The sequence below is a fragment of the Mojavia sp. genome (assembly GCF_059505145.1).
The window spans coordinates 70,731-90,970 of sequence record NZ_JCACKA010000076.1 but is presented as its reverse complement, the minus strand read 5'-3'; the positions used below and the strand labels follow the sequence as shown (position 1 = coordinate 90,970).

Annotated in this window: 18 protein-coding genes; 7 read left to right on the top strand and 11 right to left on the bottom strand. The window is 40.9% G+C overall.

Going from position 1 to position 20,240, the window contains the following annotated elements; all coding sequences use genetic code 11:
• A partial coding sequence (locus AC5JL8_RS22135; protein ID WP_495881841.1) for a hypothetical protein occupies positions 1 to 290 on the bottom strand: 290 nt, incomplete at its 3' end.
• 31 nt (positions 291 to 321) lie between these two features.
• Here AC5JL8_RS22135 and AC5JL8_RS22130 point away from each other — a divergent pair.
• The 3 genes from AC5JL8_RS22130 to AC5JL8_RS22120 all read left to right on the top strand — a co-directional run bounded on the left by AC5JL8_RS22130 (position 322) and on the right by AC5JL8_RS22120 (position 3,067).
• Positions 322 to 696: a hypothetical protein gene (locus tag AC5JL8_RS22130; protein ID WP_495881840.1), complete on the top strand. Its 375-nt coding sequence runs from the start codon at positions 322 to 324 to the stop codon at positions 694 to 696.
• Positions 697 to 1,167: 471 nt separating this feature from the next.
• Entirely contained in the window at positions 1,168 to 2,454 is a 1,287-nt protein-coding gene (locus AC5JL8_RS22125; RefSeq protein WP_495881839.1) for an AAA family ATPase, read from the top strand.
• Positions 2,447 to 3,067 carry an RloB family protein gene (locus AC5JL8_RS22120; RefSeq protein ID WP_495881838.1) on the top strand — a complete coding sequence of 207 codons (621 nt, stop codon included), beginning with the start codon at positions 2,447 to 2,449 and terminating at the stop codon, positions 3,065 to 3,067. The genes AC5JL8_RS22125 and AC5JL8_RS22120 overlap by 8 nt, the downstream gene beginning before the upstream one ends.
• 124 nt (positions 3,068 to 3,191) lie before the next feature.
• Here AC5JL8_RS22120 and AC5JL8_RS22115 read toward each other — a convergent pair whose 3' ends face one another.
• Both AC5JL8_RS22115 and glgA read right to left on the bottom strand, forming a co-directional pair.
• Positions 3,192 to 5,078 carry an ABC transporter ATP-binding protein gene (locus AC5JL8_RS22115; protein ID WP_495881837.1) on the bottom strand — a complete coding sequence of 629 codons (1,887 nt, stop codon included), beginning with the start codon at positions 5,076 to 5,078 and terminating at the stop codon, positions 3,192 to 3,194.
• A 289-nt stretch (positions 5,079 to 5,367) separates the two neighbouring features.
• Positions 5,368 to 6,846 carry a glycogen synthase GlgA gene (gene glgA / locus AC5JL8_RS22110; protein WP_495881836.1) on the bottom strand — a complete coding sequence of 493 codons (1,479 nt, stop codon included), beginning with the start codon at positions 6,844 to 6,846 and terminating at the stop codon, positions 5,368 to 5,370.
• Between the two features lie 399 nt (positions 6,847 to 7,245).
• Between glgA and AC5JL8_RS22105 the strand changes: the two genes are divergently transcribed.
• A complete protein-coding gene (locus AC5JL8_RS22105; protein WP_495881835.1) occupies positions 7,246 to 7,941 on the top strand; it encodes an MBL fold metallo-hydrolase in 696 nt (231 codons plus the stop codon).
• 63 nt (positions 7,942 to 8,004) lie between these two features.
• On the opposite strand, the gene AC5JL8_RS22100 is transcribed toward AC5JL8_RS22105, so the two are convergent.
• From AC5JL8_RS22100 to AC5JL8_RS22090, 3 genes are all read right to left on the bottom strand, one after another.
• A complete protein-coding gene (locus AC5JL8_RS22100) occupies positions 8,005 to 8,577 on the bottom strand; it encodes a hypothetical protein (RefSeq protein WP_495881834.1) in 573 nt (190 codons plus the stop codon).
• Positions 8,578 to 8,720: 143 nt separating this feature from the next.
• A complete protein-coding gene (locus tag AC5JL8_RS22095) occupies positions 8,721 to 10,070 on the bottom strand; it encodes a cytochrome P450 (RefSeq protein WP_495881833.1) in 1,350 nt (449 codons plus the stop codon).
• Positions 10,071 to 10,176: 106 nt separating this feature from the next.
• Positions 10,177 to 12,069, bottom strand: a complete 1,893-nt coding sequence (locus AC5JL8_RS22090; protein ID WP_495881832.1) for a lipoxygenase family protein — start codon at positions 12,067 to 12,069, stop codon at positions 10,177 to 10,179.
• A gap of 491 nt (positions 12,070 to 12,560) precedes the next feature.
• On the opposite strand from AC5JL8_RS22090, the gene AC5JL8_RS22085 reads away from it, so the two are divergent.
• On the top strand, positions 12,561 to 12,818 hold the full coding sequence (locus tag AC5JL8_RS22085; RefSeq protein ID WP_495881831.1) for a hypothetical protein: 258 nt from the start codon (positions 12,561 to 12,563) through the stop codon (positions 12,816 to 12,818).
• A gap of 57 nt (positions 12,819 to 12,875) precedes the next feature.
• Here AC5JL8_RS22085 and AC5JL8_RS22080 read toward each other — a convergent pair whose 3' ends face one another.
• On the bottom strand, positions 12,876 to 14,477 hold the full coding sequence (locus AC5JL8_RS22080; protein ID WP_495881830.1) for an alkaline phosphatase D family protein: 1,602 nt from the start codon (positions 14,475 to 14,477) through the stop codon (positions 12,876 to 12,878).
• Positions 14,478 to 14,850: 373 nt separating this feature from the next.
• On the opposite strand from AC5JL8_RS22080, the gene AC5JL8_RS22075 reads away from it, so the two are divergent.
• Both AC5JL8_RS22075 and AC5JL8_RS22070 read left to right on the top strand, forming a co-directional pair.
• Positions 14,851 to 15,402 (top strand): PEP-CTERM sorting domain-containing protein, encoded by a 552-nt coding sequence (locus AC5JL8_RS22075; RefSeq protein ID WP_495881829.1) that lies wholly within the window; start codon positions 14,851 to 14,853, stop codon positions 15,400 to 15,402.
• Positions 15,403 to 15,766: 364 nt separating this feature from the next.
• A complete protein-coding gene (locus AC5JL8_RS22070; RefSeq protein ID WP_495881828.1) occupies positions 15,767 to 16,126 on the top strand; it encodes an S-adenosylmethionine decarboxylase family protein in 360 nt (119 codons plus the stop codon).
• A gap of 32 nt (positions 16,127 to 16,158) precedes the next feature.
• Here the strand turns inward: AC5JL8_RS22070 and AC5JL8_RS22065 are convergent, their stop codons facing one another.
• Genes AC5JL8_RS22065 through AC5JL8_RS22050 form a run of 4 tightly spaced genes read right to left on the bottom strand, consistent with a single transcriptional unit; the run spans position 16,159 to position 20,217 of the window.
• Complete coding sequence (locus tag AC5JL8_RS22065; protein ID WP_495881827.1) at positions 16,159 to 17,028, bottom strand: DUF350 domain-containing protein; 870 nt, start codon at positions 17,026 to 17,028, stop codon at positions 16,159 to 16,161.
• On the bottom strand, positions 17,025 to 18,080 hold the full coding sequence (locus AC5JL8_RS22060; RefSeq protein ID WP_495881826.1) for a lipid II:glycine glycyltransferase FemX: 1,056 nt from the start codon (positions 18,078 to 18,080) through the stop codon (positions 17,025 to 17,027). The genes AC5JL8_RS22065 and AC5JL8_RS22060 overlap by 4 nt, the downstream gene beginning before the upstream one ends.
• 30 nt (positions 18,081 to 18,110) lie before the next feature.
• A complete protein-coding gene (locus tag AC5JL8_RS22055) occupies positions 18,111 to 19,565 on the bottom strand; it encodes a spermine/spermidine synthase domain-containing protein (protein ID WP_495881825.1) in 1,455 nt (484 codons plus the stop codon).
• Between the two features lie 7 nt (positions 19,566 to 19,572).
• A complete protein-coding gene (locus AC5JL8_RS22050) occupies positions 19,573 to 20,217 on the bottom strand; it encodes a DUF4178 domain-containing protein (protein ID WP_495881824.1) in 645 nt (214 codons plus the stop codon).
• Positions 20,218 to 20,240 lie beyond the last annotated feature (23 nt).

Genomic DNA, 20,240 nt, shown 5'->3' with positions numbered 1-20,240 from the left:
TTATGCCATTGCATCGGGTTGTTATGCCATTGCATCGAGTTGTTATGCCATTGCATCGGGTTGTTATGCCATTGCATCGGGCTGTTATGCCATTGCATCGGGTTGTTATGCCATTGCATCGGGTTGTTATGCCATTGCATCGAGTTGTTATGCCATTGCATCGAGTTGTTATGCCATTGCATCGGGTTGTTATGCCATTGCGTAAACTTGCAAATATTAACCTGCCCTTTCTCACCTTGTCCTATTTGAAAATTTTCTTTTACTGTTAAATTTTTTGTTTTAATGGGCACATTAAATATATAGTTTACCACGGATATATTTATGCCTCTTCAAAATACAACAAACCGTTTGCGCCCTCAACTGATTAGTCAAGATATTGATTCATTGCACGGTTTGCAAACCATCAGTACTTACGACACATCCCGTGCTGATGCCTCTGTTGCAAACATACAAAAAGCTTATCAAGCGATGTTGGCGCAGCAACAAGCTGAAACTGAGAAACTAACTTTATACCGTGCTGCTGCCGATGCTGCCCGATTAGCAGAGTGGGAATTCCACAATGCAATATTAGCGATGAAAGACGTTGTGCGTGGGCAATATGGCTCAGATAGCGATCAAGCCCAAGCAGTTGGACTGAAGAAAAAATCAGAGCGCAAGCGTCCTAGCCGCAAAAAGCCTGTTGTGGTTACAAGTTAATTAACTTAACTATTGAGTTTGTTTAGGGCGTAAACGCGGAGCGCAGCGCCGGAGGCAATCACGCTTGGAGCAAGGTAGGTAGCGATGTCTAACGACAAGCCGTTCTGCGTCTACGCCTATTTTCAATGTTCTACCTAAACCAAGCGATTATGACTTAGCAAACTCAAGTGGTGAGTGCGATCGCTTTTACTTGCGGTGTCTGGCCATAAGCTCTACACTTCCATATTCACCTTGCATTCTTTTATAATTGCTTTCCCGCATATAGCCGACACCAGATATCGCTTCAATGAAACCAAAAGTTGCTAATCGTTCGATGCAGGCGTTTTTTATGCTGCTTACTTTAATAACAGTACAAATGTACAAAAGCAAAATAATATTATAATTTAGCATTTTAACCCAATTATTGCTATTCTTAAAGCAGAAAATTGTTATTTTTTCACATTTATTTGTATTAAATCTAAACTTATTGCTATGCTGATCGAATTTAGTGTCGGCAACTACAGATCGTTTAAGGAGCAAGTCACCTTTAGTATGGTGACAGCTAACCTTGTAGCAAAAGACAAAAAGCTTGATGAAAACAATATTTTTGCAGTAGATGAAGAGCTTAAACTACTGAAGAGCGCTGCAATATATGGTGCAAATGCTAGCGGTAAAAGTAACCTAGCTAAAGCTTTAGGTTTCATGAGATGGTTCATGATTAATTCTTCTAAAGAAACTCAAAGCACGGAAAAAATAAGTGTAGAGCGATTTAAGCTCAGTACTGAAACCGAAACTAAACCATCTTTTTTTGAAATAGTATTTTTAATTAATGGCAAGAGACATAGATATGGATTTGAGGCAACTCCTGAAAAAGTTGTATCCGAATGGTTATATTACGTCCCTAAATCAAGAGAAACTAAACTTTTTGATCGCCAACTAGACAATATTAGCGTTTCTAAGACATATAAAGCTAATGGTATTCAGCAAAAAACAAGACATAATGCCCTTTTCTTGTCTGTATCTGCACAATTCAATGTAAAGATTGCAGAAAAAATTTTAGATTGGCTAACAAACAAAGTAAAAATAGTTTCTGGTTTAGATGATATAGGCTATAGAGGATACACGGTTAATTGTTTAAGGGATAATGAAAATAAAGATGAAATTATTCAGTTGCTCAAAAAATTAGATTTAGGACTTGGCGATATCAAAGTAAAAGAAATTGAAATTAATCTTGATTCTTTACCTAGAGAATTTCCAAATGGAATACAGAACTTCATTCACAAAAATGGGCGAGGAAAAGCAACCTCAGTTCAAACAATTCATCAAAAATTTGATGAAAAAGGAAATCTAGCATCTACAGAAATATTTGATTTAGATGAGCAAGAGTCTGAAGGAACTCAGAAAGTTTTTGCTTTGGCAGGCCCTCTTGTTGACACACTAAAAGATGGAAAAGTTCTCATAATTGACGAATTTGATGCTAGAATTCATCCTTTAATTAGTCGTGCGATTGTTGAATTATTTAATTCCAACGAAACGAATCCATATAATGCTCAATTAATATTCATGACTCACGATACTAATTTGCTTAGTAATAAGCTGTTTCGTAGAGATCAGATTTGGTTTACTGAAAAGAATAGATACGGTGCAACAGATCTGTACTCTCTAGCAGAATACAAAATACTTGACGATGCACCATTTGAAAGTGATTATATTAAAGGAAAATATGGTGCAATTCCATATATCAGAAATTTGAATCATCTTATCGACTCTCATGCCTAAACGAAAGGTAAACTCTCGTGGATATTCACCAAGAAAAGTTAATAAGAGGGAAGTTAGGCAGAGATTTTTAATCGTATGTGAAGGAGAGAGAACAGAACCTAACTACTTTAGGAGCTTTCGTGTTCCCAAGAATGTTTTTGAAATAGACGTGCAGGGTGTAGGAGAAAATCCGAGTAGACTAGTTCAAAGAGCAAGGGAACTGAATCAACAAGAGGAGTACGATCAAGTTTGGTGTGTTTTTGATCGTGATGCTTGGACTATAGAAGATTTTAATAACGCCATTAGAAATGCTGAGGAGCAAGGATTTAAAGTAGCTTATTCTAATGAAGCATTTGAACTGTGGTATGTCCTGCATTTTGAATTTCTCAATACTGGTATTCCTCGAAGTGATTATATTAAAAAGTTAAATTATTTACTGAAGAAGACATATAAAAAGAATAGCGAAACTATTTATGATGAGCTATTTGTAAAGCAATCTCTCGCTATCAAGAATGCTGAAAATCTTCTAAGACAATATGATCCTCACGTTCCCGCTAAAGACAATCCATCAACAAAAGTGCATCTGTTAGTGCAGGAACTCAACAAGTTTATTCCAGAAACAAAATCTGAGTAATCTCTAGAAATAGCTTTATTGCGTCGATTGCATCTACAAGTTAATCAATTTAATTATTGAATTTGTGTCAGGTAAACGCTATCTTTCTCGAAGTGCGATCGCTCTTACTACCGCTTAATCACTACTACGCTCGCTGATGTAGTCTACAAGCACCATGAGCGATCGCAGGCTGGAGGATTTGAGCATATACGCCTTGCCGTGCAACGAGATCGGCATGAGTGCCAGACTCGGCAATAAAGCCATGCTGAAGAACAAAGATGCGATCGCAAGACTGGACAGTTTCCAGACGATGGGTGACGATAATCACCGTCCGCGTCCCTCGGATTCGCTGGAGTGTTTCCATGACCCATTGCTCGTGGGCAGGATCGAGAGCGCTTGTTGGCTCATCAAGAACTAGAATAGGTGCATCCGTGAGGAGCGCACGGGCAATTGCTAGCCGTTGGCGCTGACCGCCTGAAAGATTCTGCCCTCCTTCAATAATCTCAGTTTCGTAGCCATTGGGGAGCATTTCAATGAACTCCGACGCACCCGCCTCCCGGACAGCAGCTTCAATTTTTTCAAAGGAAATCTCTTCGCAACCATACCTCAAGTTTTCCAGAATAGTATCCGGGAAGAGCGTACTCTCCTGTGAGACAAGAGCTATATGTTTGCGAAGGTCAGATAGCCGCACAGAACGGATATTATAGTTGTCAAGCTGAATTACTCCCCCGGTAGGGTCGTAAAAACGTGGAATAAGATTAAGGAGTGTACTTTTTCCCGTACCACTCGCTCCCAAGAAGGCGACCATTTCACCTGGCTCAATTCTAGCCGAGATACCACGCAGAATCATAGTCTCTGGGCGATATCCGAAGCTTACTTCTGTGAGGGTGAGAGTACGAGGTTTCACAGGCAAGAGTGCCGCAGACGGTTCATCAACTACGGACGGTTTCTCGGCGATAATTTCCAAAACTCGTTCGCAGGAAGCAACGTAAGTTTGGATCTTCGTGGTAAATCCGAGTACCCATCCAAGGGGTTCCCAGAGTTGCCCAAGGTAAGTCATGAACACGATGAGGTCACCGCAAGTCACTCCCCCTGCTACAGGGTGCAAAAACTGGTCATGATACACCAGCCAACCGCCATAGCCGAATATCACCGCTTTGCCGAGTGCAAAGATGACTTGAATGGCAAGCGGATATAAATTCTCTTGCCAACTGAGTTGCATTGAGGCTGTGACACTTTGAGTAACAGCATTTTTAAATCGATCTGCTTCCTGTTCTTGGCGTCCAAATGCTTGAATTAAGGGCATTGCGGCGAGCGCGTGTTGGGCAGTTGTCGTGAAATTGGCATCGGTACGCTTCGATTCGGCGGCGCGATCGCGAATTTTGGGACTAAAGTATAAGTTGGCAGCAATCAGAAAGGGAGTGATGGACAGTGCGAACAGCGTGAGTGGAACGCTCCGAAGCAGCATAATCACTAGCATCCCCACGAGAGTCACCGTAGCTGCCACTGAGCCGATAAAAGTATCGAGGATTCCCCAAGGGCCAAGGCTATCGTAGCTCAAACGATAAATGGTATCGCCCTGCGAACGGGTACGATACCACGAGAGGCTAAGGTTCTGAAGCTTTTCGTACAGTTCAGTGCGGACTCGCGCCGTCCCATTACACTTGATCTGGCTACTGAGCATCAGCCGCACCATCCATACGGTTTCCTGGAGAATTTTGATCAGCATTTCCAGAAACGCCATGCCCAGCACTTGTGCTATTTTGCTCTCACCAAAAGGGGCAAGCAAAAGCTTATGAATCCAGTTTTCGTGCGGCGTCACGTTCAGCACCGTATCGACGAGAATCGCTATGGGCCAAGCATAGAGAAGATTCAGAATTACCGAAACTCCTATCATCAGGAACAGGAAGCCGATGAGTGCTGCATCACGACGAAAATAGGAGATAGCCCAACAAATCAACCCCAAAATTCTATCCTCACCTAAATAACCGCTCTCCAACGAAATAGCAGGTTGCTTGTTTGGAGATGTCAATTGCTAAGGTGATAACACACTAAATGCAGATTTTTTGGAGTCTACTGTACATTGAGCCTTGATATATAGGACTCATATTTGATTTTTGAACAAAATTCAGTACACCTTTATTCCTTCTTCCCAGTCCCCAGTCCCCAATCCCCAGTCCCTTACCTCTACGAGTGATTCAGAAATCAAATCGGATTGCTATATATGCTGTTGGTAAACTCATTCCACCACTAAAAGGAGTACAGATAACACTAAGGGCACAACAATGTTGTGCCCCTACCCATGTCAAATTGGTATTACATTACCACTTGTGTTTTATCCAGTCGTAAATTTCTAAATATTGCGCTCCTGGAACATTCCACGAGTAGTCGTATTTCATCCCCTGAATAGCTAGTTTGCGAAACTCTTCAGGATACTCATACCACAAAGCGATCGCCCGCTCCATCGCGGACTCAAGAGCATGATAATCAGTATCGTAAAATACATAGCCATTGCGTTTTTCTGGGGGTAAGTTCTGGTCGTAGTCTCGGTCAAATACCGTATTTACCAATCCACCTACACCGCGAACAATAGGTACAGTGCCGTACTTAAAGCCGATCATCTGAGTTAACCCACAAGGCTCATAATTACTAGGGACAATAATCATATCTGCCCCAGCATAAATTAGATGAGATAACTCTTCGTTAAAGCCCAGTTCTAAATGCACATCAGCATTATTATTTAAAAATTCTTTTTCATGCCGGAAATGAGCATTTATTCCTGCTTCTGTGGCTGAACCCAGTAATACAAATTGCGCTCCTTTTTCTAGGGCGTAATAAATTGCGTGATGAACAAGATGTACACCTTTTTGATTATCTAAGCGACCGATATAAGCCACAAGTGGTTTATCGGTATGGCGTAACATCAGCCGCTCTTGCAGGGCTTTTTTGTTATATGCTTTTTGTTCAAAATCATCTCGGCTGTAGTTGTAGGGGATGTAACGGTCGGTTTCGGGATTCCAAAAATCGTAATCAATACCGTTGAGAACCCCAGTGAATTTATCTTGCTGCAAATATAAGGTATGACCTAAACCGCAGCCAACATCTGTATTTTGGGCTTCCCAAGCGTGGTGAGGTGAAACTGTGGTGACAGCGTTGGAGTAAACAATACCCCCTTTCATAAAGTTCAAGGCAAAGGGGTTAAAGTTGTCACGTAGCTTATCGTACTGGAAATAATAAGCTTCTTGATTTAATCCTGTTGCTTTCAGAGTCTCAACACCACCTATTCCCTGATGCTTAAAGTTGTGGATGGTGTAGCAAACTCGCTGATACTCCATGCCATGATATTTGTAAATTTCATAGAGCATGACTGGTACTAAACCTGTCTGCCAATCATGACAATGGATGATATCAGGTCGCTTATTGCTTCTGAGCAGAAATTCTAAAGCTGCTTTGCTGAAGAACGCAAAACGCATATTGTCATCATCGCAACCGTAATAACAGCCGCGATTAAAGAAATTGTCCTCACTGTGGGGTTCAATGAAGAAACACACCCGTCCATGTACCCAACCGCAGTACACAGAACAGTGAATTGCACCACCATACCAAGGCACCCACAAATTCATGTAGGCATCATGAAGTCCCCAAATATGGTCGTAGCGCATACAATCATACTTGGGTAGAATTAGCTCAACGCAATTTCCGCGAATCTCTAATTCCCGACTTAGCCCGTAAACGACATCTCCTAAACCTCCCGCTTTAATTACAGGAGCGCATTCCGAGGCAATCTGTACAATGTACATACCTAGCCCTCGCTTCACAAAACTTTATTTTAACTATTCTTTTATCAGTACATGAAATATGTACTCATTGACAAGCGAGTGCGCGGCTGATATTTGGAAAATTTTGCACACATACTACTAGACTGCCGAGTAATGACAAGAAAGGTAGGGGGCAGGGAGCAGGGAGCAGGGAGCAGGGGAAAGAGGCTTTTACGATTTTTGTACAGATGCGGTAATTATAAGTGATTAACCGGGCTTGATATTACACCTTTACATCCAGCCTCAAGGCATAAACTCGCTCGTGTGTAGGCTGCTAATTTGGCGCAGGAGTTACTGAAATCTTTTGCTTGCAAATCTTATGCTGCTGTTCAAAGGGATTGGTTTATTGGCAATCCATTGATTTGATTGGAGAAGCCTGCCATGCTATTTCGTCAAATATTCGATAAAGAATCGAGTACCTACACCTATTTAATTGCCGATCAATTAACCAAAGCGGCTATCCTGGTTGATCCTGTGTTAGAGCAAGTTGAACGTGACCTTCAGATGTTGCGAGAATTGGGGCTAACCCTGCAATACTGCCTAGAAACACACATTCATGCTGATCACATCACCGGAACCGACAAGCTGAGGGAATCAACTGGTTGCTTGGGTATTTTGCCTCAAAATGCTCAGGCTATATGTGCAGACCGCTACATTAGCGATGGTAAAACTTTGCAATTGGGTAGCATAGTGATTCAGGCGATCGCCACTCCAGGTCATACTGATAGCCACATGGCTTACCTAGTCAACGGTACTCACCTATTAACCGGGGATGCACTATTTATTCGGGGTTGCGGTCGTACTGACTTCCAAAATGGCGATGCTGGAGCATTGTATGATGCCGTCACGCAAAAACTATTCACGCTACCAGATGATATCTTGGTGTATCCTGCTCACGACTATCAAGGGCGAACAGTGTCTACCATTGGCGAAGAAAAACTCTGGAATCCCCGATTTACCGGACGCAGTCGTAGCCAGTTTATTGAAGTGATGAACAACCTCAACCTGCCCATGCCTAAAAAGATTCTAGAAGCTGTACCTGCTAATCAAAATTGCGGTAAAGTTGCTGAATGCTGAGTACGAATTTCTCCCCTAGTCCCCAAGTCCCCCAAGGAGACTTGGGACTGTCTTCTGCCTAAACTAAGAGGTTTTGTCTTTTGAGTTATTTACAATCACCAAACAGTCGTTTTGCACCTTGGCAAGCATATCTTTGAAGGCGGGAGTGTAGTTACCATCTTCATCTACAATCCTACGCAGTGTATACTCGCCAATTCGTGGAATTCCGCCGAACCAAACGTTTCTTCGTTTCCAAATATCTCCATTTTTAGAGTTTTCGTCTTGACTCATTGTAAGATTTACAATCCACCTGGGAATCTTCAGCCCAAAAGTAAAGGGTATAATTTGCGCTTGCTGCAACATTTCATCTTCAAACTGAATTTTGTAAGCGAAGCGAGATAATTGGGCAGCACGAAGCAATAACCATCCTAGAATCGAGTTATGGAAAGTCCACTGTACTGGGGCAAAGACAGGTAAAACCAAGGATTGGTTCTGAGCATCCCATTCTAAGTTGTACATTGTGATGCAATCGTCTGGAAGCGGATTGCCATCCATAAAGAAAACGCCCTTGAGGGCAGGTGGTAAGTTTGTTTCTTGGATGGGAATCATCCAGGTTGCAATATTTTCGAGTTGCTTTTTCTCGATCGCTTCAGCCATATTATTTCGTAATTTGTAATTGAGGCAGTGATTGTTGCCAATCTGTGAATATGTGGGAGGAAAACAAGATATGCTTTCCCAGTTTGGACATTACTTATTTAGTGCGTTAAGTGCGATCCGCCCTTGGTGCGATCGCACTTAACTCAAACTTGTTGAGCAAAGCCTTGTAGCACTAAATCATTAGGAGTAACGGCTGTCACGTTTGCAAAATCCCACTTGACTTCTGTAATTGAGTTCCATTGATATTTTTTGAACAAATACAAACAGAAAATCTGGATTAAGCCAATTGATAAAGATTTGCCAGGACAAGCCCGCTCATGTCCCTCGCCGTTCCAAGATAAGATATCTGAAAAATCCCGCGTCACGTCAAAATCATCTGGATTTTTGTATCGGTTTGAGTCCCGATTAGCCGTGAAGATTGAGCCAAGTAAACGAGTGCCTTTTTGAAATGGACATCGCTGATTTGCGATCGCCACTTCACCCGACTCAGTGGTAAGTTGGCTGACAAATCGCACAGGTGGATAAAGACGCGCTGTTTCTAGAATTACTTTAGTAATTAAGGTTGACTGTTCTAGGGCGTTGGCGTTAGGAGTTCCCTGTCCATTCCAAACTGCATTAACTTCTGATACTACGTCATTTCTTAAAGCATTATCCAGGCACAAAACACCAATTACAGATCCTAATAACGCACTTGTTCCAGCAGTTCCGGCGATATGAATCATATCAAACAGGCTGTTTGCAATTTGGTGTTCGTTCAAGCCATACCGGGCACCTGTTTCCATGTATGATGCCCATTTTGGAGATTGTTTGTATCGCTCGATTAAACGCTTGCGATGTCGAGTATTTGGCGCTGTTCTAATCGCCAGCAGATATTTGCTAAAGAAATTTGGCAAGGATGCAAGAGGCAAACCTTTAATATAAGCACGCGATGCCGTGATTTCTTCTTCAGATAATGAGATTTGGAAAACAACTTGGTGCAAAATTGCCAGCATCATTCCTGGCAAATCATCTCCAATATGTAATTTGCCTCCTTGGGCAGCTTTTAAGAGCGATTGATCAACTAAATGTCCTAAAACGTCTACCTGTTCAGATGGTTCTGGCAAGGCTTGCAAAAAAACAGCACGAACTCCTGTGTGTTCATTACCGTTCATTCCCAAACTTAGGGGATTGTTCAGCAAATAGCTAGGAGCCAATATTCTAATGATGCCTAAATCATTTCCCCGTAATTGCGGCTCGACCTGCATTAGTTCTTTCACTTGGGAGTGAGAAGTATGCATAATCGCTTGGTCTACAGCAAAATATTTGTCTCCAATATTTTCCTTACGGATGTAGAGAAAGTCCCTCCAGGCTCTGAGCATGATCAAAGCATCGGCATAGTAGGCACGTAAGCGGAGCAGTCTGCCAATTGTACTGTTATAACCGACTTTAGCCAGGCGATATGAAAGCTCGATTTGGCGATCGTGGCCTTTAAGGACTTTATCTTTGAGTTCCATAATCTTTAAATAAAAGGGTTAGGAAGAAGCAGGGGAGCAGGGTGCAGGGTGCAGGGGAGAAAACTATATTCAGCACTCAGCACTCATGACTTACCACTCATTAACTTCAGATATTAATGCTTTGAGGAATTCTGGAAGGAAGGAGATACTCATAGGCTGGGCGGTGCAAATTGCGTTGATTGATGGTAGCTTCCACTTGCTGGAGATTGCTTTGGAATGCTTGCAACAACGGTTTTACTTGCGGGTTTGTGAAGTGTTGCTCTGGATAATCACCGAGCTTGTTGTAATATACAGAACCCAGCAACCCAAGCAGGTTATATTGCCGTTGCGCCTGATCTAGGGGGGAAAGCAAATTGAGGTAATCTTGCTCAGTTACTTCTCCTTTAAGAATTGAGGCTGGTACATAACCTGCCAATGGTAAGGCTGCTGCATAACCCATTAAGTCTTTCTGCGGAAAGTTAACCGCAGCGTGTTGGGCGCTGGCGGTAAAAATAATCAGCGTCGCGGCATCAACTAGATAGTCCCGCGTCTGGATGCCTCCATTTTGCCCAAAATCAGACATACGCCCACCATCAAAAGCCTGAATTTCGTCTGCCCAAGCTTGGAGAGCTTTGTCCTTCTGAATGTCTGCATCTGTAGCGTAGTAAAGGTTTAAGTAATCTGATACCCATTGATGAATCGCATCCCAAACCAACAGCGCATCATCCCGGTAAGGATAAACAGGCAGCAGGTTGGAATCATCAACGCCACGCTGCTGAAATTGCTTTGGTAACATGGCACTATTGAAGCCATAGCTTTGTAACCCGTATACTGCTAAAACCCGCGAGTTATCAATTGTGGGTGAGAGTAATCGATCAACTCCACCGCCGCGAGCGATCAGGCTGCGTTGGGCGGCATCATTAATTGCTAAAGTGCCCTCAAAATGAGGGCGGAGCAACAGACTAAGGGGATGGCTGGCGGGTAGTTGCCGATGAGTCGCCATTACAAAAGGGCCAACGAATAGGTGCGTTCTGGCTAGGTGGGTAACGGCTTCGTGGAAATTGGCATCTGCTATTTGGACAACGGTTTTGGCAAATAGCCAGGCGTACTTATCAGAGTTAGGGGTAATGATTGGGTAATCTGGGCCTGGGGTTTGCCCACATTGAATGGCTACAGGGCGCAGTAAACGGTTAGGGTCTGAGCCTTGAGGTAATGCAAACAGTGCTATGGGTGCATAAACATACTTTTGATAGTGTGGGTATGTACCGTTGATAGCACCGTCTAAAATTTTATAGTCTGTTAAGTACAGCCTTCCTTCTTGTCCGGCTGCTGCTAAGGAATCGTCATTCCCCATCACCGCCTGGTAATGCTCGTCTGTGACTGGGAAGTTATTCCCAGGACTGGTTACCTGCTTAATCATGACGGGATTGTAGCCAGCTACGCGCATATAGGCAAACACTTCATCTTCTTGAAAAGTGTAAGCGATCGCCGGCGCACCAATCACCGGAAACAACTTTTCATAGTCCTGGAGGCTGGTTGCGTGTCCTGTAGGCTGTCCTTCATACAAAAGCTTAATAACCCGATTGAGTGAATCTCTGAGGATCAAAACTCCGTTTTCCTTGAGCAGCGAAAACAACAGATCATCGAGTTCGTGTAAATCTTTGGATAGTCCTTGAATTAGAAACTGGGGGGCAATTTGCAGCAGCCTAGCAATAATGCTGATTCGCGCTGGTATCGCGCCCTTAACCAACGCTTCGAGAATAAACAATTTGACATCATCACGAATCGACCCGGAACCGCGATTGCCTCGGTTGGTGATTAGGGTATTAACGAAAAGAACCCGTAACTGCTGGGCTAATAAAAAATACCAGTTAGTGGTGAACCGTTCCGCAGGAGGAAGCTGATCCACCATTGGTATAGGTGGGATATGGCTGTAATTGTATTGATATGTCTGCCTAGCTACGTCCAGGCTCTCAGTGATGGAAGAATTTATCGAATTATTTTGTGATGAAGCAGTCATGGGCCCTCCTCCCGTGTAGTGACTCGAAGAGAACTTTAAAAATCTAGCGAAAAGATACCTCCTTTAACTTTGTTGCCGATCTGAAAACTTTGAGCAATTCAACAGTCTATAGTTACACAGCTTTGAGCTAGCTAAAAGAATTATCGCAACCGAGTTTAGAGTTCTCGTTTTTCTAAAAGAAATTTGAAGGAATTCCTGCAACGCTTGCAGTTGGCTGAATCATATTGGCAAATACGTTTACGGTCAACTAGATGAGATAGAAAATATTAATTAAGTTTTATTAAAAGTAAGGCAAAATTAAGTATTAGATATTCCTATTGATCTAGAAACAATTATTTTTGGCGATCGCCACACGACTTACCTAGTTAAGGATATTCATAGCGATCGCTTTATTGTTCACAGTGCAGTAATATACCAGCAGGCTTAAGAATTTTAGCTTGTAGTCTTAGCATCTAAGCGAGGCGTATGTAAAAATCAGACCCGCAAACCTGATGCTAATACTGGTTGACGAGTATCAAAGACTCGTTCATGAGTATCAAAGACTCGTTCATGAGTATCAAAGACTCGTTCATGAGTATCAAAGACTCGTTCACGAGTATCAAAGGCTCATTGACGAGTATCAAAGACTCATTAACGGAGTTCAAAGGCTCATTCACGAGTATCAAAGACTCGTTCACGAGTATCAAAGGCTCGTTCACGAGTATCAAAGACTCATTGACGAGTATCAAAGACTCGTTCACGAGTATTAAAGGCTCATTAATGAAGTTCAAAGACTCGTGCGCGAGTATCAAAGACTCGTTCACAATTTAAGTTTCTGGCGGCAAACTTAGGCTGTAGAGAGTTTCCCCTGCTAAGTTACGCAGTGTTACCGTCATCACTTTTGTATAACCATCAATTTTGACTCCGCCAAAGAATTGCAAACCTTCGCTTGGGGGTCGATTTGCTTGCGTACCTGGAGGAATGCTTTGAAATTTTACTTCTGGGCCAAAGGTATTTTCTAATTGGTTAGGCCCAAATGTGCCAGAGTTCAAAGGCCCGGCGACAAACTCCCAAAAAGGCTTGAAATCGGTAAACTGCGCTTTACTAGGATTGTAATAGTGGGCTGCTGCGTAATGTACATCAGCAGTTAACCAAACAACATTCTTGATATTTTCGTTTTTGATAAATCGTAGTAAGTCGGCAAGTTCTAGTTCTCTTCCTAGTGGTGGGCCGTCTCCATTAGCCCAAGCTTCAAAGTCAGTGCTGCCATCTCTAATTATCAGTCCCAAGGGCATATCACTGGCAATTACTTTCCATGTTGCTTTTGATGAGAGCAATTGCCTTTTGAGCCATTGCACTTGTGTTCTGCCCAGCATTTCTGTTTCTTGACTTAGTACTGGCTGACGATTGAAGGTGTTTGGCCCCCGGTAGGTACGCTCATCAAGCATGAAAATGTCTAGCAAGGGGCCGTAATTAAAGGAGCGATAAATTCGCGCTTTATCTAGATTATTGGTTGTATACGCAATAGGCATATATTCCAAAAACGCTTGCCTTGCCCTTTCTGCTAGCAAAGAAACATCTTTGACTGTATAGCGGTTATCGTTGAGGAGAATTTCACCAGGATACCAGTTATTTGTAGTTTCGTGGTCGTCCCACTGTGCCAACATGGGAACTTCAGCGTTGAAACGCTTAATGTTGTTATCCATTAAGTTGTATTTATAGTTACCACGAAACTCTGGTAATGTTTCTGCTACTTTTGATTTTTCTGGCGTGGTGATGTTTCTCCAGATTGTGCCATCATCTAGGGTTACTTGTGGTTGAATGGGGTTATCAGCGTAAATATTATCGCCAGAATGGATGAAAAAGTCGGGATTAAGTTGACGCATGGTTTCGTAAATTTTCATCCCACCGAAATCAGGATTAATACCCCATCCTTGACCGGCAGTGTCTCCACCCCAAACAAAGAATATATCTCGCCCAGCTATCGGAGGAGTTCGGAAAGTACCGTTAACAGGAGCGCTATAAATATTTCGATTATCTAAATCTTGAAAAATAACTCGATAAAATATTTGTTGGTCTGGTGGCAGATTCCTCAGATTCAGCCGTGTTGTAAAGTCGCTATTTTCTAAAGCATTGGGGCCGAAAACACGCTGCACATCGCGGAAAGAGTCGCTGGTAGCATATTCCACAATCATTTTAGCGGGGCGATCGCTGCGGCTCCAAATGATAACGTTATTATCGGTGATATCTCCGCTAGCTACACCATAAGGTATGGTGGGACGCATTTTCTCGGAGGTGATAATTGCAGGTGCTTGGGCAAAAACTCGTGACTTGAAAACAAGATTTGTGGAAATAACTCCACCAGCTGCGATCGCTGAACGTAGCAAAAACTGGCGACGGTTCAGCTTCAATGGGTGATTTGATTCCATACTAATTAATGGCAAGCTCAAGCGAAAGTATTACCGGATAAATGTTTACCACATACTGTTATGCAATAAGTAAAGATTGCGTTATCCAAGGGTTAACAAAAAAATACTTTAATTCATATCCAATAATGTAAATGAAAAAATATGATTTTTACCTTGAATTAAAGTCTGCTTAAACCCCTGGCTGCAAAATGATGTGACTCCAACTTTTGGCAACTTATTCCTTTTCCTTGAGCAAAGGTCATCACAACGATTACTGTTTTAATTGGTGAGTAAACCTTTACAGACAAGCAAGAAGAGACAAAAATTAGACTGAGCTTATTTCTCCACTTTTCGAGTGCATTGTTCGCAAAAGTTGATCGTGAGGAAAATTGAGATGAAATTGCTACCAAAATTAATGCTTGCTACTGCTAGTCTTGCCCTTAGCTTTACTAATTTAGATGTAAAATCTGCATCTGCCGCAATTGTTAATTATGCTTTTACGATTGATAGTCCTATAAATAAGGGCAACGGCTTTTTTAGCTTTGATGACTCAAATTTTAGTAATGATAACATTCCTGTAACGGTAGTTAAGTCGCTCTCTTTCCAATTCAATGGTGACTCCACAGTTTACACTGAACAAGATGATGTCAACTACCCAAGCTTCCCCCTTGTATTTTCAACCACATTCTTAACAGGACAGAACGCCGTGGGATTAGATTATTTATTTGACGATAAAACTAATCCTTCTAGCTCCATAAGTTACGAAATCGTCGGTGAGGATTTTACGATTTTCTCTAGAAATTCTCCAAATACTGAGATTGTCTCTGGTACAGTTTCTTATAGAAAAGTACCTGAGCCTACAACTTTAGGTGGTACTCTCTTAGCTTGTAGCCTTGGCTGGATCATAAAGAGACAAACAAGATTAATAAAAAAGGTTAAACTCTAACCTTTTTTGATAGCGGTTAATATAGTTATGTAATAACCCGCTAAAAACAATAGATAATTGCTCGAATATAAAGCAATCCGGTTCAGTTAAAGATAATTTGGATGAGAAGAAACCACATCAGTTGATTAAACATCTTAATTCATCGGCGTGCATCGATGGTTAATTATTCTTATCTAAACCGTATTGCAATATAAAGAATGAAGTATGCTTAAATGTACTTCATTCTTTATTTTTCGGTAAATAGACCACGCTGTAAAGTTACAGCTATGCTGTGACCCTACAACAGATGTGATTCAAATACATGAAAACTGTTGAACTATACTAGGTTAAAATTTACTACGCTCATCACCTAAGACTTGTATAAGTGATTAAGTCTCATCATTTTTCCGCCATTTTGCCAGCTTCACAGATTGTTTTCAGTTGGGAAGCAGCCGATTTTATTCGGGTTTTAAAAAATGCCGCTAAGACAGCTAAACTAACCGTTATAGGTGAACTGGCTTATGCGTTTCAGCCACAGGGAGTTTCAGCAGTTATCTTGTTGGCGGAATCTCATGTAGCATTACACTTTTGGCCTGAAGAAGCAAAAGTTACAATTGATATCCATATATGTGATTATCAAGAAGAGAATCAAGAAAAAGCTAGACTATTAGCCAAAATATTGACAATGGAAATTTCTAAATCTGACAGAATATCTAATTGGAATTATCTATATATTGTTGGTTAACATAAAATAAATTCTAAATTTATTTTATAAACTTAAAAGCACCAAGCAATTAAAAAAGAAGCTGCGATATAGGCGAAAGATTCAATTAAACCTGCACCCATATTAGGAATTTCTTGATTAACGATTTCGTCAGAAATTTTTACGCCAGGTACTAAAATCAAATCAGCTAACCAGCGAATTGCTACCAGCGAACCTAAGCAAAATAATAGTACCAAACCATACTGAGTGAAACTGACAATCCAGTTTTCAAACTCGGCGGAAAATGCAACTCGCACAATGTTACCTGTAGCAATTAGTAACCCTGCTAAAGCCACACCAGCAGCAGGGTTATTTCGTTTTTCGATTTCTGCAAATACATTGTATTTTGTAATTCGGGGATATACGACACTCACAATCACGAGTAATCCTAACCCAATTAACCAACACACCAACCCTACCAACCAGCCACCGCTTTCACCAGCTAAAGCTGCATTCAAAATTAATCCGTTAGCGATGTGGTTTCCTGCTTCTACAGTAGCAGCACCAACATTACGGTCTTGAATAATTTCCCGTTCACAATTAAAGTGGCGCAAAATTAATCTATCGCCTATCCATGCACCCGCTAACATGAATACAATCACAGTTGCGCCATAGGTTAATAAATTTAATATTTTATCTTGCCAATTAACTGCACTTTGTCCAAGAACACCACCTAGAGCAATTACAATACCAAAGTAGTAACCGACTAAGGCAATAGCCACAGCTGGGTTATCCTTAACAAACAGTTCCAGATTCAACTCCATGCGCCGCCGAAACAGCTTTTGGTAAGCTAACTGTCCTAGCCAAAATAAGCCAAAACCCACTACTAACTCTAGTAAAATCACTCCTGATTGAGTGAGTCCATTAATCAATTTTTCGTTCATTTACTACCTCCGACTATATTTCGGAATAAACTAATTAACGTATCAGCTAACTGGTCATAAAAAAAGTAATCATGAGCGCCTATTGTAGTTATAGGCGTACCACCAAACTGACTTTTAAATTGGGAAAATTTAGCATAAGCGTGATTTGGGTTACGGGTAAAGCCATAAAAATCATAAACCTGACAACCTCGTGATTTTGCTCTTTGCAACGCCTCCCAATGTAAGCTGTAATTTGCCATTACTTCTGGATGGTCAAAACTGCGTCCACCATATAAATAAGTCGCAATATCGCCGCAGTATACTAATAAAATGGCTGCGAGTATTTCTCCACGCCAAGTAGCTAAACCAATTTCTGCCATATTAGCTGCAAATAAAGTCTGGCAAAGATTGATAAAAAACCCGTAAGGTTCACCAAAAAACTGCTGACGCTGTACTGTTTCCCAAAATAAATCATAAAATACCGGAATTTTTTGGGAATCGCTGCTAAATTCTGTTTTAACACCATGACGTTGACTTAGCCGGATATTGTAGCGTCCTTTTGGCTTCATCGCTGCTAATATTTGGCCAGTATCTGGACGTAAATCTATTAATAAAGTCTCACATGGTAGTAAATCAGCAGGTGCGCGAACAAAATCTTTAAGATAATCAGGTTTTTCTATCCATAACGGTTCAATACGAAGTGCGATCGCCCCTATTTTTTGCGCTAAATCACCAGCTTGATTTAACAATAATTGCATTCCTTGATTTGCAAAATTATCTGGTAATATTGGCCCACCAGGAACAATCAACAAATTTGCTTTGTTAGGATGTGGATATAAATAGTAAATACATCCTCCTACTAATTCACCATTTAAAAATAAACCATAACGAAATGTTTTATATCCTTCTATCTCTTTAAAGTATGCCCAACTAGAAGTTTGCATAAAGCAGCCATGAGGAACAGTTTTCACCAGTAAGTCCCAATCATGTTGCTCTGCTGTAGTTAATTCTCTAATAATTAGCTCTAATGCTTGTTTATTTAAGTTAGTTTCTATTTTCTCAATTATCGTCATGAATCATAGTTTTCCTAATAAATCTAGTATTTATTCATCTTTTGAAGGCGTAAATATATTAGATAACCAAATTCCTCCTATTACAGTCAATACAAAACCTGTCATTTTTGTACCAAAGCTACCACCATCATCAATATAGCTACCACTACTACTGCTACTGCTACCACTAGAATAATAACCTTTAGCAAATACAGCATCTGGTGCTACTAGATTTGCCATTAATAGTGTTACTGATAACATTGCAATCAACTCAGCCGTCTGGGGGGGTAGGTTTGTCAGGGCTTGATTAGAATTAATTTTATCAGCTAAGATTTTTAAGTCACTAGCAATTTGTGGTGGTAGTTCTTGCGCTCTTGTTAACAGACTATTCAATAAATGTTTAGCGTCTATCTCTGCTAGTAATTCTTTAAGATGTGCTAGCCATGAGGATGTCATTTTTCGGCTATGGTAACGATGGCGCACAGGTATTAATTCTTTACTATTTGGTAAATTAATCTCAACTTCTTGTAAAGAATAAATATTTTCTATCCAAAACTTAGCTACTGATTCTAAATTCAGTGAATCACCCTCGCCTATTTGGGCTGTTAACGTTTCTTCAATATCTAAAAAATTAACAACTGCGTCAGATTGTGGTAAAAAGCTTTCTTCTTCAGATGGGTGATTTAGTAGATAATAAAAGAATTGAGGACTGTCTAAAGTGTGAATCTTTACCTCATGACGAGATTGGGCGATCGCACTCTTAAATAAAAAAGCTTTTTGTAGCTGGCTAGGAGTTAGAAAATTTAAATTATCTGGTAAATCGGCTATTTCTATCTCACTTCGTGTAATTGGCTGTGATGATGATAAAAAGAAACCCCAATTCCCATAACCATGCTCACAAAATGAGGGAATTGTTAACTGTAAAGGTTTTGCCATCAAATCAGCTGATAGTAGCGTTTGATATAAACACCAAAAACCCATTGTCTCTTTTTCTGGAGAAACACCATTAGTGCAAATTACCCCAGCAGGTATAAGAATACGTTTTAGTTCTTGAAACCATTCACGGCTGTAGATTCTTGTCTCTTCCGAAGAATGAGGATAGGTAAAGTCACAAATTACAACGTGATAGTAACTATCTGGGAACTGAGCAACATATTCAAACGCTTCTTGGGTATAAACCGTGACGTTATCTTGCTCTAAACTTCCCAAATTATAAGGCTTAAATACAGTTGTTGCGAGTTCTAAAACTTCTGGATTGTAATCTACTAAATCAATTTCTTTAACTTGCTCAAATCGTAAGACATCCCTAGCAGCTAAACCATCCCCACCACCACAAATTAAAACACGCAAATCTGTTTGCGGAAATCGTTGTTTAGCCAACGCTATGGCAGGAACTACTAAATATTCGTGATATATTGCCTCATCAGCAGTATCAAACTGCAAATCTCCGTTTATATAAAAAGCGATGCCGTTATCATGCTGTTCAATAAATAATGATGTTGCCATTCCCCGTTTATCCAAATATCATTAATGTAAGTCCCAAAAACAAGAGGATTAATGCTACTAAAGTTTGAAATATTTTAGATGCATAACCAATAATATTTATATGATTTTTCTCTATTGTCTTTTGAATATGAGAAAATTCTTCAGGCTTGACTATTTTAGTAGAGTAAATATTTAGTTGACCATGAGAAAAAGCTTCAATCGCTAAATTCATTTGATGCTCTTGATCCCAATAATCCCAAGTAATACGAGATTGTGTGTCCCCTTCTGTCTCATAGTTTCCTTCGGTTTGAGACTCGAAGTAATAAGACTTGTAAAAAAGTTGCAATTCTGGATATGGCTCTGCTTGGGATTGCATATCTTGCCATAGCCTGGGTACTATATTTTCTTGGGAGTTTGGCAACGCTAGGCGAGCATTTTGCAATGGGTGAGCAAGATACCACGTTACAGAGATTGATTGGTTGTTGGGGTCAAATTCTCGCAACAAATAATATTGTGACCCACCAGGGGAATTCAGCAACCACTCATCAGTTAAATACCCTTGGGGGTCTTGATATGTGCTGTATTCTTCTATATTCCAATCGACACCGTGATATCTCAGGCGATCGCCTGAGCGCAACTCCTCTAGTTGAATTGCAGTAATAGTTGTGGACATATAAGTTCAAATATAAGCAAATG

Coding starts and splice junctions, on each gene's coding strand:
- AC5JL8_RS22130 (WP_495881840.1), top strand. CDS start 322: ATGCCTCTTCAAAATACAACAAACCGTTTGCGCCCTCAACTGATTAGT.
- AC5JL8_RS22125 (WP_495881839.1), top strand. CDS start 1,168: ATGCTGATCGAATTTAGTGTCGGCAACTACAGATCGTTTAAGGAGCAA.
- AC5JL8_RS22120 (WP_495881838.1), top strand. CDS start 2,447: ATGCCTAAACGAAAGGTAAACTCTCGTGGATATTCACCAAGAAAAGTT.
- glgA (WP_495881836.1), bottom strand. CDS start 6,846: ATGTACATTGTACAGATTGCCTCGGAATGCGCTCCTGTAATTAAAGCG.
- AC5JL8_RS22105 (WP_495881835.1), top strand. CDS start 7,246: ATGCTATTTCGTCAAATATTCGATAAAGAATCGAGTACCTACACCTAT.
- AC5JL8_RS22100 (WP_495881834.1), bottom strand. CDS start 8,577: ATGGCTGAAGCGATCGAGAAAAAGCAACTCGAAAATATTGCAACCTGG.
- AC5JL8_RS22095 (WP_495881833.1), bottom strand. CDS start 10,070: ATGGAACTCAAAGATAAAGTCCTTAAAGGCCACGATCGCCAAATCGAG.
- AC5JL8_RS22090 (WP_495881832.1), bottom strand. CDS start 12,069: ATGACTGCTTCATCACAAAATAATTCGATAAATTCTTCCATCACTGAG.
- AC5JL8_RS22085 (WP_495881831.1), top strand. CDS start 12,561: ATGCTAATACTGGTTGACGAGTATCAAAGACTCGTTCATGAGTATCAA.
- AC5JL8_RS22080 (WP_495881830.1), bottom strand. CDS start 14,477: ATGGAATCAAATCACCCATTGAAGCTGAACCGTCGCCAGTTTTTGCTA.
- AC5JL8_RS22075 (WP_495881829.1), top strand. CDS start 14,851: ATGAAATTGCTACCAAAATTAATGCTTGCTACTGCTAGTCTTGCCCTT.
- AC5JL8_RS22065 (WP_495881827.1), bottom strand. CDS start 17,028: ATGAACGAAAAATTGATTAATGGACTCACTCAATCAGGAGTGATTTTA.
- AC5JL8_RS22060 (WP_495881826.1), bottom strand. CDS start 18,080: ATGACGATAATTGAGAAAATAGAAACTAACTTAAATAAACAAGCATTA.
- AC5JL8_RS22055 (WP_495881825.1), bottom strand. CDS start 19,565: ATGGCAACATCATTATTTATTGAACAGCATGATAACGGCATCGCTTTT.
- AC5JL8_RS22050 (WP_495881824.1), bottom strand. CDS start 20,217: ATGTCCACAACTATTACTGCAATTCAACTAGAGGAGTTGCGCTCAGGC.